Raw genomic sequence first — 12,124 nt, 5'->3', positions numbered from 1 at the left:
GGAACCGGTGCTCAACGGGGCGTTGTGGTTTGAGAATCGGGCATTGCGATGCGCGGGGTGGGTGGTAAGCCTCCCCGTCCTCCCGATCGGCGGTCGCGCTGTGCCGCGTGTGCCAGAGTCTCGGTCCAGTATGCGTGTAATGACCGGCCGTGTGCGGGCCCCCTCGGCCGTTCACACCTCAGCGTGCAGCCGTCTTGCGCCCGGGATGGTCCTCCAGGATCTGTCGAGCGAGGTGTACGGGCGCGGGTCGGGCTGTCCGCCCGTCCCAGGCCAGCGAATGCCCACACAGCCGCGCGCTGAGCGCCGCGAGGTGTTGGCGTTCGAAGGCGCCGTGTTCGAGGAGAAGAAATTCGGTGCAGGTCATCGCGTGCCAGGGTGTGCGTAGTTCTCTTGCTTCCGCGAGGTCGAATCGTGTCTGACGGTGGCCAGCTCTGACGCTGGATTGGAACGCTTTGTCGCTACGCGAGCGGTTGATGAGGTAGTAGGTGTCCTGGTGCGCGCCGGGAAGGTGGTAGAGCCGTTCGGTGGCTGGGACTGCACCGTCGTCGACGTTTACCCGCTTTCCGGTTGCCCTGACGGGTTGTGGCAGCTTGCTGTCTGATGCCGTGTTGACCCTGACCAGTGAGATGTCGGCTGGGTTGATCATTCCGAGGTGGGGCAGCGCATCGAGCTGTCCGTTACCCAGGTTTTTGTTGGTGGTGCCGGACCACAGTGGGTACCGGTTGGAGCCGTCGATGTAGATGATCATCGGGATGTCGTCGTAGCGGGTGCGGAGCTGGTGCAGGGCCCGTTCTGTGTAGGCCCGCGCCAGTGCTGTGCGGGTGGTGGGGTTCGGGTCGTTGAACTGGCTCAGGTCGGTGGCGTGATGTGCGGCGATGGCGGTGGGGAGGTCGTTCCAGCCGTGGGCGTCGGGGTGGTAGCCGAGCATGTGCCAGGGTGTGTCGGTTCCGTCGCTAATGAGGGCGGAGAGGCTGATCATGCGGGTGGCGGGTTGGTTCTGTTCGCGGGTGTAGAGACCGACGACGACGCATGGCTGCGGCTGCAGGGGGCGCGAGAACACCCGGGTGGGTGTGGTGGCGGTGAGTCCCGCTGCCCGGAGGAGGTCTCGTACGGCGGCATTGGCGGGGTGGTCGACGGCGTCAGGCTTGGGCGTTGACGCTGGATCGATGAACTGGCTGACGGTGCCGTGGGCGGCCAGGGCGCGGCGAAGCTGTGGCTTGGGGTCTTCGGCGGGCTTGGCTGCGGCGAGTTCTTTGTTGCTCTCGGCGAGTACGAGGTGCAGGGCGTCCGGGGTCTTGGTGGAGATGATCTGCTCGGCGAGGGTGTTCCGGAGGTGCGTGGGTCCGGGAGCGACCAGCATGTCGGTCTTGGCGCTGTCGAAGGTGATGGTGAGCGCGCCGTCGAGGAAGGTGCTCCCTGCGGTTGTGAGGCTGTTCTCGGGGAGGTTGAGTACTTCGGTGAGCGCCTGGGCGGACCGGTGGCGCTGTAGGTCGTCCTGGTAGACGACGCTGATGTGGATCGGCCGTGCTGCCGCGTTGACGGCCGAGGCGAGTTTCGCGTGCCGGTCGGGGTCGCCGGGGGCGTCGATGTTGCGTATGGGTGTGGTTTCCAGGACGAGCGACTCCGTGTTGAGCCTGGCGGTGGCGTGCTCGAGCACGCAGTCCAGGAATCGGCGGCCCGGTCCGGAGCCGATGGGGTGCCTGTCGGGTCTGGTGGCGTGCCGGGCGCGGATGCGGGGGTGGGTCGCGAGGAGGTCATCTGCGGTGAAGTCGGCGGGCACGCCGCGGATGCTGAAGGAGTCGACGAGTTGGGGAAGGAGCCCGGTGATCACGTTTCGGTTGGTGGGCCGGTCGTAGCGGTGTCTGGCGGTGAGCAGCATGCCGGTGTCGTCGGTGGCGATCCAGAGGCTCTTGGCGTTGCCGGGGAAGCCAGTGGTGGCGCTGATGTGGGCGTCGAGGTTGAGCAGGATACCGGGGTAGCCGGGGACGGTGATGGGTTCGAGACTGATGTAATGGATGCCTTGTTCGGCCCTGGGGTGCGTCTCGGGAAGCGGGCGGTTGAAGGCGACGAGGTTGCCGTCGATGTCGGGACGGAGAAGCAGGTCCGTACCGTCGGGCAGCTTGAGCGCACCTCGGAGGAGCTCGATAGTGCGCCAGGTGGCGACGTCGAAGACCCAGTTCGGGATGTCGGCGTGTGTCACCGTGCCCGCCTGGAGGTACTTGGCGATGTGAATCGTGCGTGGCTTGGTACGGCGTAGCAGTGGGCCGAGGAGGTCTTCGAATGGTGCGCCGTGCCTGGCCACGAGGTCTCGTTCGAAGGCGGCGAAGAGCCGGCTGATGATGGCGGTGTCGATCTTCTTGCGCATCAGGAGCAGCGTGCCGGGGCCGTCGGGATCCTTGCAGATGGTGGCGTAGTCGCTGGACACGTAGCGCAAGCCGAGGCTCAGATCCCTGTACGGCAGGTTCTTCGGGTGGCGGGTGTATCGGCGGTTCAGGTCCTGCCAGGTGTCGTTGACCTCGCTGCCGAGGGTGTAGCCGTGGATCTTCTCCGCCATCGCTTCGGTGTAGGGAAAGGCCAGGGTGCGCATCAGGGGTTCCTGTCGTTGATGCCGGCAAACGTGAAGAACGCGTCGATGGTGGTGCCGTAGATGGAGCGGACCTGGTCCAGTTGGTTGTCGTCGCGCCATCGCTGGTGGAGGTTGCGGATGAGGGAGGCGAAGTCGCTGCCCGGTGCGGCGCCTCCTCGGTGGAAGGCGTTGTCGACCAGGTGAAGAGTTGTGTTGGTGCCGCCACGCCTTGCGCGCCCGGCGAGTTGGATCAGGTCGGCCAGGACGTCGGCGAAGATCGCGGTTCGCACGTCGGGGGGCAGGCGCCCGAAGGCGGGGTTGGACCTGTTGATGAGCTCCAGATGTTTAGCGGCGATGCGGTGGCGTTCGTCGAGTTCCTTGCGCGGGTCCTCGCCGGGGTGCCGGTTGCGGCGGGCGTGGGCACCGGTGTGGGCAACCAGTGCGGATGGTTCGTCGATGAGCTTGATGGGCCGGACGCATACCCAGATGGAGTCGAGCGCGGACCGGTGGCCGACGACGATGTTGAGCCCGCGGGCAACCCGTGCGAAAGGTGAGATCAGCACGTCCCTGCCCGTGCCCGGGAAGGTCCGCAGCCGGCTGGCGGGGATGGCGAGTACGTCGTCGGGGATTTGCAGGCCGCGGCGGTCACCGGCGGGGACGGCGACGGCGATGCGGGTGCGGTGGGCTCCCCCGGCGATCAGGCCGCGGCAGAGGGCGAGCATCTGGTCGTAGGAGTTCGTGACGAGCAGGACCCGGGCACGGGCTCGGCGTTCGGCGTCCCGGTGGTCGTGCAGGTCCCGCAGTCTCTGTTCGAGGATCTGGTCCCAGAGGCCGGATCCGATGCCTTCGAGTAGTTGGGCCTTGCGGTTGCGGGCTGCTCCGGAGATGACGATCCCGCGGTTGGTCGTGTGGTCGTTGACGGACGCGTTGCTGACGGTCAGCCTGCCAGTGCCAGTGCCAATGCCGGCGTTGTCGGGGTAGTAGCAGGCGACGTCGGCATGGACGTGGTTGGTGGGGGAACCGGGTAGGTAGGCGGTCGCGGAGAGTCCGACGATGACTCTGGGCGCGCCCGTGAGCGCGGGAGCCGTAGTGATTCCGAGGTCTGCGGTGTAGGCGTGCGGGTCGCCGGAGAGGATCTCTGCGGTGAACTGCCGGTCGGAGCGGCTCTCCGGGTCGCCGGTGACGGCGAATCCGAAGACCGTTCGGCCGATCGGTCCTTCGGGTGTTGCCTGCCAGGAGGGAGCGCGGTCCAGCGCGGCCTCGACGTCGTCGGCGAGCCGCATGCCGCTGTCGCGCATCAGCGGCAGTAGGGCTTCCAGTTCAGCGAGCCCTTGCTGGAGTTCGCCGAGGAACGCCCTACGTAGGAGAAGGTGGGCGGTCTGGATCTGCCACGCCGAAGCGGTGGGGTCTGCCGGATCGTCGTCCTTCCCGGTCTGACGGCCGCAGTCCGTTTCGTCCAGGTCGACGTCGGCGTCCGGTTCGCCCTCGTCGGTGGTGGGCGCGGTGATCGTTTGGATCGCGCTGACTATGCCTTGGCTTCTTTTGTGGATCAGATCGGATTCCGGTTCGTCGGCGACGACGAGGCGCAGTTCCTTGCGTAGGTCCGCCCAGCCGGCGGGTAGTGCGTCAGGGTCGGGTTCGTTCTGGGTGAACAGGGATTTGAACCTGTCGAGTTGGTCGTCGCTGGGGCGGTCTTCGAGTTCGTTGAGGCCGAAGAGGCGGCAGGCGAGGAGGTTGTCCCATCGGCGTGGCAGGTGCAGCCTGGCCTGTTTGGGGCCGAGTGGGTCCTGCGGGTCGATGAACCCGTTGACGACGGCGGCCAGGTAGCGCTCGGAGAGGAACTCGACCCGGTGGATGGCCCGCTGGAAGGCGAGTTCGAGTTCGCCCGGCACGTTGTCGGATTCGACCTGTTCCTTGCGCTGGTCGTCGAGCTTCTCCAGGAGCAGCTTCTGCGTGTCACGACGGGCCAGGACGAGGGTGCGGCCGGACTGAGTGACCGCATGTCCCTGGAAGGCGTCGACCTCGTCGACAAGGACGATGTCGGCGCGCCGCAGCAGCAGCTCCTGCGCGCTCATCCGTCCGTGGAGTGTGCCGTTCGTGATGACGGGAAACGGCACCGAGCCCTGCTGGAAGTAGGCGTGGTTGGTGACAATGATTTTGGCTGGGCCGGCGGCTTGCCGCCATGGCGCCCACTTCTCGCAGGCTCCGATCAGAGGGCATCGGTGGCGGCCTTCGACGCCGGGCTCGTGCAGATCCGTGCAGGGCTCCTGGCCTGGCTGCCATGCGGCGCCTTCTTCGTCGCTCAGCATGCAGGAGTAGCCGAGCTCCTGCCAGGTCCACCTGGCACCGGCCGGATCCTCCGGTGCGTCGTTGGTGCGCTGGACGGCCACCTCGATGAGCCGTCGGTGGGACATGAGTGCGACGACGGGGATGTCGAGGCTCAGCGCCGCGAGGTCACTGCGGATGGCCGCGACAAGATCCAGCGTGCTCTCGACATCAGGGGTGAGCAGGACAACGGTGCGGCGGCCTCCTCTGTGGCTGGCGAGGTGGGTGGCGGCGACGCGCATCCAGACGCTCTTGCCGGAACCAGTGGGAGCGATCATGAGCTGGAGGGGCCCTGCCGCGAGCTTCAGCCGGTCGACGGGTTGGCCCTGTGGCGTCCGCAGCTTCCGCGAGAATCCGTCCAGGACCTCCGCCAGGCGGAAGGCATCGTCACCCCGCTTCTTGTCGATCAGTTCGGCGGTGGCGTGCATGTCCGCGAGGTCGGCCACCACCTCGGCTGGCGCGGTGGCGTCCAGAACCGGGACAGGCGGGTAGGGCATCGGCGCCCGCGGGATGAGGTAGGTGTTGCGCCGGAACTCGTCGCGGCTGGGGCCGGCGAGGAAGACCGACGAGCTGTAGCGCCTGTCGGCCAGCGCCTCTGGGGGGACGCGCAGCGGGGATGAGGCATCCTCCAGCTCCTGCAGCGCGGCTGTGATCAGATCACCGACCGGCACACCGTCGATTACCTGCAGGAAGTCTCCGGACTCAAGGTAGCGGGGCGACCGGTTGTTGCGCAGGTGCTCGTCGAGGCTGACGCGCAGGCCACCTTCTGTGGCCAGGCGGCGAGGGCGCAGATGGATGAGGCGGTCGATCGCATGTCGTTGCGTGGCGGTGAGGTCGTCGCGCCAGAGGCTCCACACCCCGAGCTGGCCGGAGAGGAGGAACCGCGCGTCGCGGGGGTCGACCGCGGGCGCGCCTTCCCAGGTCTCGGTGGGGAAGAGCTGTTCGGCCAGGCCGAGCGCCAGACGCAGCGACGGTCCGATGAGGAACCGGTTGGCGGTTCTGTGGAAACGCGAACGGTTGCTCATCCGGCTGCAGCCCTCTTCACCTCGGTGAGGAATCGGCGAGACGTCGTGGCGAACCGGCGCCGTGATCCGGTGGCAAGGCGCAGCCGCTCGTTGAGGACCGCCACATGGCCCGCCCGGTAGTCGGGGACGACGATCAACAGGTCAGATTCGCCGATGCCGCCCCGGCGCAGCAGCTCGTTGGCCAGCCGCGCGGGGTCGGTGTAGTCCTTGACATCGACCCGCCAGGGCCGCCGTCGTCCTGGCGCCCGCACTTCCAGGTCGTACCGGTCGACGTGCGGCCACAGTCTCGCGGTGACGCCCGGCATCGTCTCGAGTTCGCGGTGCAGGCGGACCTCCTCACAACCGGGGATGGTCGAGTACCGCCAAGCCGGCCGGACGAGGCACACCTGCCCCTTGACCGGAACCGCAGTGGTGACCTGTGGTCCGCCCAACTGCGCGGCACGCTCGACATTCCACGCGCCGGCCACCGGTGCACGGCCCTTCGCCGCCTTCACGGTGATCGAACCGCCGAGAGCCTTCGCGTGCGGCGGGTAGGCACAGGCAAGCCGACCGAGTTGGTACCGCATCGGGTACCGGCACACGGGGCACCCGAACCAGTAGTACTCCCCCTCGTGCGCCACCCACGCCCACGCGGGGATCTCCTCGACCAGGCCCTCGCGGGGCAGCCCTGCGGCCTTGATCGCGTCGATCACCTCCGACATCTCCCCCGCCGCGTGTTCGATGACGGTCCGTCGCGCCCGCCGGTATCCCTCCTCCGTGCCCGTCGCCAGCATCTGTCCGTAGAGCCAGCCCTGTACCTTCTCCGCGCTCAGGCGCGGCACCGACCAGCCGACGACATCGGAGGCCGTCATCGACGGCGCGAGGTTCTCCATCAGCAGGTCAGCGGCAGCAGCACTCAGCTGTCCGTCCTCCACCAACAAGACCTCGTCGCACGCTTCCCTCAGTGGGGCCGGTAGAAGCCCGGACAGCGGGCCGGTCAACAGGTCGGTGAAGGCCACCAGGGGCAGCAGGGGTTCACCGTGCGCCAGGTGCGCCAAGGCGACCCGCCCGTGCAGGTCAGCCACCTGCCGCCAGCGCTCGCCGGGCGGTCCCGGCGACGTCCAGATACTGGCGGCCTGCGTCACCGTGGTCACGACTGTGTCCCGGCCGAACCTGGTCAGATCCGCCGTCATGCGTCACCTTCCTCCCCGGCCGCTCATCCTGGGCGACCCGCAGCGCAGCAACTGGACACCGTGTGCGGCCTGATCGACGTCCGCCGCGGTCGCGGCGCACAACAGATCACGTCACACAGAAGGCGGCGTGATCTGCGGGAACACACTCAGCGTCACCAAAGTGGCGTCATCGCGCTCAAAACTAAAGCACAGATGCTAGCCTTCTGCACGCAGGTAAAGCAGGAGGTGAGAATCGTGTCGAAGAAGATCCGGCCCGCAGCATGGGCGACGTCCCTGTTCGGCCGCGACGTGGCAGCCACGCTGACGGAGGCCATCCCGTCGGCCATCCAGGCCGCCGTCGGACGGCAGATGGACGGCCACCATGCGGTCCGCCTGACGTCGCGCCACGCCTTCGGCGGAGGCTGGCCGGCGCGGTACGAGGAACTGGTCAACCACCTCGGTGAGGTCCCCGGCGCCCAGACGGTGCGCCCGTCGGGCAAGAGCTACCGCATCGTCGTCATCAACAACGTCGCCGTGCTGCCGGTGGAGTACGCGAAGGACCTGGCGACCGCCTACGACAGCCCTCGCGCCCTGAAGAAGATCAACAAGACGACGCTGGAGCTGGCGCGGCTCTTCGGCCCCAAACCCGATCATGAACAGCCGGCCTTCGAAGGAATGGAGTCCGAGTCGGACACCCACGTCACCGACCTCCTGCGCGGGCTGGAACCAGACGGTATCGTGATCATCTACTACGCCGCGCACGAGCGGCACGGGCTGCTCAACATCGGATGGGGCCAGATCAGCGTGAGCCAGACCGGCACAGCGAGCTGGGTATCCGCACAACCCCTGCTCGTCCCGTCCGCAGACCCGATCCCCGGGCTTCGCCTGGTAACCCAGCCGTCGGCCTCGACCGCGTCGCCGCGATTCGACCAGGCGGAGCTGGCCAGCCCGACGCTGCGCGCCCGTACCGCCGCTGAGCAGGCCACCGTCAGTCCCGTAGCCGAACGTAGCAACCACCAACAGCGAAGCGATGCCCAGAACTGACGAGCCCGATGACCTGTTCTCTGCCGGCGGCCTTCCCGTGGAGTCGCCCTCGGGGTCAGCCGGTGCTGTCGCCAGGCAGTTCGACTCGGCACGTCTGACACAAGCTCGCCAGCTCGCCGGGCTGACCAAGAAGGAACTCTCCGACCGGGTCGGGGTCAGCGCTGCGGCCATCGGCCAGTACGAATCAGGAGCGCGGCCACGACCCGAGATTCTGATCGCCCTCGCCGAACACCTTGGCTACCCCGTCGGCTTCTTCCAGGTCGGGCGTCCCTACGCCCGCCTCGACTCCTCCGCAGCGCACTTCCGCCATCTCCGTGAGACACGCTCCTACCAGCGCGCCAAGGCCATCTCCTTCACCGAGCAGGTCTGGGAACTCATCTACGCCCTCGAACGGCGCGTCTTCCTGCCCCACGTAGACCTTCCCGGGTTCGCCGGCGGCGAGATTCATCCCGGCGCGAGCCTTCCCACCGAGCCGGTCCAAGCTGCCCGAGCTCTTCGTCAGCACTGGAATCTCGGCACCGCGCCCATTCCGCACCTCGTGCGCACTCTTGAGGTCCACGGCATCGTCGTCGTCCATGCGCCAGCCGACGGCGACTTCCGTACCGTGGATGCTTTCTCGACCTCCCGGCTACCCCGGCCGTTCATTGTCATCAGTCGCGATCGATCCCAGGATGTATACCGGCAACGCTTCACCGCCGCGCACGAACTCGCCCACCTCGTACTCCATGCCGACGCCCTTCCCGGTGACTCCAGGCATGAACGGGACGCCGACGCCTTCGCCGCGGAATTCCTCACTCCGCGCGATAGCATCAGCCCCCTCCTGCCCGCAAGGGTGAACTTTGCGGCGTTCGCTGAGCTCCAGCGCACGTGGGGTACGTCGATCCAGAGCCTCATCTACCGCTGCCGAGAAGTAGGCCTCTACACGGACACTACTGCGGCACGCGCCTACCAACGCCTCAACCAGTCCAAACCAGCCCTGGAACCTATCGACGGCTTCCCCGGTGAACAGCCGACACTCCTAAGAAGAGCCTTCGAACTGGCCGCCGAGCATGGGCTAACCATCTCCGCGCTGGCGCAGGAACTGCGCTGGCCGGTGGAGCGGATCCGGCAACTACTTGGTGCTGTCACCGACCGCCCAACACTCAACCTCATAGCCGGCGGCAAAGCGGCGGAGCAGCCGTCGCCAATGACTGATCACATTCGTCATTTACGGGCAGTTGCTACGGACATGGCCTAACGACCTCCGCTGGGACACGTCTCCAACAACCCCGAGTAGCCGTTCAGCCTGAGCGGCAGAGCAGCATTGACGGGCATGCCTCGCTCAGTGCCAGGATCCGTGCCAACTTGGCCTCCACAGGCTGGGTTCCGGGCGGGTTCCAGGGCAGAGGGTCAAGTTCAGACGGCGTTGACACCCGCAGCCACCCGCGCTGCCCGCGGCCGTCATGCAGACCGAAGCGTCAGAGACGTCCTGCAGGACGGGCAGGAGACGCTCACCAGCGTGCAGTCGTCGGCGCATGGGCTCCAGTCCCGGCAGCGGTGGCATTCCCTGTCGGGATCGTGCCGAGTCGTCGCCAGCTGCCGGCAACTGTTGCAGATCCACCAACTGTCCGCCGGCGCTATGGGCTGCGGAACCGTCAGCAGGTGAAACGGTCCACGGACGGTGTAGCTGCGCCCGCCCGTCAGCTGGACCAGCCCTTCGCGCAGGACGCCAGCCGCGTAGTCGGCGGTCCATTGGACGATCTCTGCTCTCGCGCGCCGTTCGGCTTCTACGGCCTGCGCGACCCCTGCCTTGGAGATCATCCATCGACTGGAGACCTTCACTACCGGTACTCGCTGGCCGCCCATGGACACAGTCCCGCCTCGATGCGCCTGACTGCGGTACCAGGAATACGCGTTTCCACCGCCGAAGGTGGCCACGCCCTCGGCCAGCGGGATCAGGTCAGGACCCGCATCCATGATCGACAACCTTCCTCCAGCAATTTCAGAGCTGGCGGGAGACCGCTAGGAATTCCATGGTATGCCCGGCCACCGACAGGACGGCGAGGTCGAGACGGGAGCCCTTCAAGGTGCTTCCGTCCTCACCCCGGTGAAGCCGGACCCGGTCCGCAAGACCCTCCTGACCGCGGCAGTCCTCGAACGGGCCGGTTAACGACGTGGTCATCCTCGACCGGCGACTCGATCACACCAGCCGCGTCCTGGTCGACGACCACCATGTCGCGTTGCTCCGCGTCGACAGCCTCGACCCTCGCAGGCTCATCTCCGGAGTCGGCTGGAAGCTGGCCATCGACGCCGGACTCGGCGTCGGACCGGCTGACTTCAACGCCGTGCTCCTGCGCCGATTCCCCGCTCAGATCCGCAGCGACCAGGTTCCGGGTTGGAAGGGTGACGTCCCCCAGCCACGCCGTGGTGCCACGGCCGCCCTCGCCGACCTTCAGCTACGCGATCCATGCGGATCCGTCCAACTCGCCGGAACCGCCGTCGGCGCTGCCTTCGTCGGCGTCGTCACGGCATGCCTCGGAGTCGCGCAGGGCATCCGCACCGCCCTGTCCGGAGACGGCTTCGACGTGATCAACCTGCACCTGCAGACCGACGACGTCGATCTCGCTCCGGCAACCTGCGAGGTCGATGTACTCGCGACCCGCCTCTGCGCCCTGTAGGGGTGCTGGGCGTGCGCTGTAGCGCCAGGGCATCGAACCCCTGCGCCTGCCCTCGGCGCGCCAAGGAGTGAACCTACTCGACGTGGGGGAATGTGAGGGCTCGAACCCAGTAGGGCCTGCCGCTATCGAGCAGCTTGGCGGCGCGCAGTCGACGAGCGGTCGCAGGCGGGACGTGGACCTGCTCGTTGCCGACAGGTGGAACCGCGTTGCCGAAGCCTCCGAACAAGGACAGGTCACGGCGTTCGGGGTATACCTTCTTCCACTGGGCGTCTGGCTGGGTGATGAGCGCGGGATCGCTACGGCGATGCTGCCAAGCGTCGTGAAGAAGGTCAGCGGTATGCGTTGCGGCGCCGGTCAGGTTGTCAAGAACGCCGCTCATGGTGGTGCCAGCGTGCTCCCATAGCAGGAGATCCTGGGGCTGCTCTCCGAGGACGAACGCCTCGGCGTCGGTAAGTTGCGGGTTTCTGGGCAGGTGCAGGACGTATTGAAGCTCGTCGCGCTGGGTGCGCCGATAGAAGCGGCGTAGTTCGAAGCGGTGGGCCCTGTGGATCATGACGTTGCGCATGTCCAGTGCCCAGGTCAGCCAGCCGCTGGGCTGCCGGTCGAACGCCGTGAGGATGTTGCTGATGGCACCGTCCTGCAGCGTCCTGGCGGGCGAACCCTCCGCGGCGAGGAGATTTCGACGGACCTTGTCAGGGCCAGTCTTGGCGGTGGCGACCGTCGTCCAGCTTGCGGTAACGAGGTCTGCGGCGATGCCGAGAACACCGATGGTGGAGGCAGCGAGGAAGTCAAGGCTGCTGCCGCATGCTTGGAAGAAGCCGGTGAGGGCGGCGTCGATGCGGGCAGCCCTCTTCTCTTCGGGGTCGCCGCGCATCGTGAAGGGGTCGACGCCCTTGCTTGCGTGTTGGCGTAGCCAGTTCGTCTCGGCGTACCAGGCTTCGTTGAAGGCGATCTGATGCCAGGCCGCCATGTTGAGCATGTTGCGGATCTGTCCGGTGACCTGAAGTAGGTAGTCGCTGGCGAAGATGATCCTCGGTTGGTCGAAGTACCCGTACCACCAGTCGAAGCCACCCCGGACTTCGTTGAGGTCGGCTTCCATCATGGCGTGAAGACGGTTCACGCGGTCTACCGCAGCGCGTACTCGCTCGTTGTGAGGGGCCACCTGAGCATTCTCGCTCCACGACAAACAGGTGGATCCGGACTGTGCCTCGCGGCCATGGGCCGCCGGCCGGTTGGGGTGACCCTATGGGGTCGGGTCGCACCGCTGCGCGGGAGCCAGCCGGGTCGTACGTGCGCTGCGGGGCACGGAGACCTTCGGCATCACGGGCGGTGGCACCAGAGCGCGCCACCTGCCCC

At 67.1% G+C, this 12,124-nt stretch carries 8 protein-coding genes; 3 read left to right on the top strand and 5 right to left on the bottom strand.

Features of this window, described 5'->3' with window-relative positions:
- Positions 1–178: 178 nt before the first annotated feature.
- Genes O7617_RS13265 through O7617_RS13255 form a run of 3 tightly spaced genes read right to left on the bottom strand, consistent with a single transcriptional unit; the run spans position 179 to position 7,088 of the window.
- Positions 179–2,587 carry an RNaseH domain-containing protein gene (locus O7617_RS13265; RefSeq protein WP_282263824.1) on the bottom strand — a complete coding sequence of 803 codons (2,409 nt, stop codon included), beginning with the start codon at positions 2,585–2,587 and terminating at the stop codon, positions 179–181.
- Complete coding sequence (locus tag O7617_RS13260) at positions 2,587–5,916, bottom strand: hypothetical protein (protein WP_282263823.1); 3,330 nt, start codon at positions 5,914–5,916, stop codon at positions 2,587–2,589. Before O7617_RS13260 ends, O7617_RS13265 begins: the two co-directional genes overlap by 1 nt.
- Entirely contained in the window at positions 5,913–7,088 is a 1,176-nt protein-coding gene (locus O7617_RS13255; RefSeq protein WP_282263822.1) for a hypothetical protein, read from the bottom strand. The genes O7617_RS13260 and O7617_RS13255 overlap by 4 nt, the downstream gene beginning before the upstream one ends.
- A 60-nt stretch (positions 7,089–7,148) precedes the next feature.
- Between O7617_RS13255 and O7617_RS13250 the strand changes: the two genes are divergently transcribed.
- Complete coding sequence (locus O7617_RS13250) at positions 7,149–8,111, top strand: hypothetical protein (RefSeq protein WP_282263820.1); 963 nt, start codon at positions 7,149–7,151, stop codon at positions 8,109–8,111.
- Positions 8,098–9,348, top strand: coding sequence for an XRE family transcriptional regulator (locus O7617_RS13245; protein ID WP_282263818.1), 1,251 nt, complete (start codon positions 8,098–8,100; stop codon positions 9,346–9,348). The genes O7617_RS13250 and O7617_RS13245 overlap by 14 nt, the downstream gene beginning before the upstream one ends.
- 203 nt (positions 9,349–9,551) lie before the next feature.
- On the opposite strand, the gene O7617_RS13240 is transcribed toward O7617_RS13245, so the two are convergent.
- Positions 9,552–10,076, bottom strand: a complete 525-nt coding sequence (locus O7617_RS13240; protein WP_282263816.1) for a hypothetical protein — start codon at positions 10,074–10,076, stop codon at positions 9,552–9,554.
- Between the two features lie 188 nt (positions 10,077–10,264).
- On the opposite strand from O7617_RS13240, the gene O7617_RS13235 reads away from it, so the two are divergent.
- Positions 10,265–10,768 (top strand): hypothetical protein, encoded by a 504-nt coding sequence (locus O7617_RS13235; RefSeq protein WP_282263815.1) that lies wholly within the window; start codon positions 10,265–10,267, stop codon positions 10,766–10,768.
- A 73-nt stretch (positions 10,769–10,841) separates the two neighbouring features.
- Here O7617_RS13235 and O7617_RS13230 read toward each other — a convergent pair whose 3' ends face one another.
- On the bottom strand, positions 10,842–11,888 hold the full coding sequence (locus tag O7617_RS13230; RefSeq protein ID WP_282263813.1) for a hypothetical protein: 1,047 nt from the start codon (positions 11,886–11,888) through the stop codon (positions 10,842–10,844).
- Between the last annotated feature and the right edge of the window lie 236 nt (positions 11,889–12,124).

Origin of the sequence: Micromonospora sp. WMMD1155 (assembly GCF_029581275.1) — a bacterium.
Lineage (GTDB): Bacteria > Actinomycetota > Actinomycetes > Mycobacteriales > Micromonosporaceae > Micromonospora.
The sequence above is the reverse complement of the archived record's forward strand: the minus strand, read 5'-3'. Positions and strand labels throughout refer to the sequence as shown.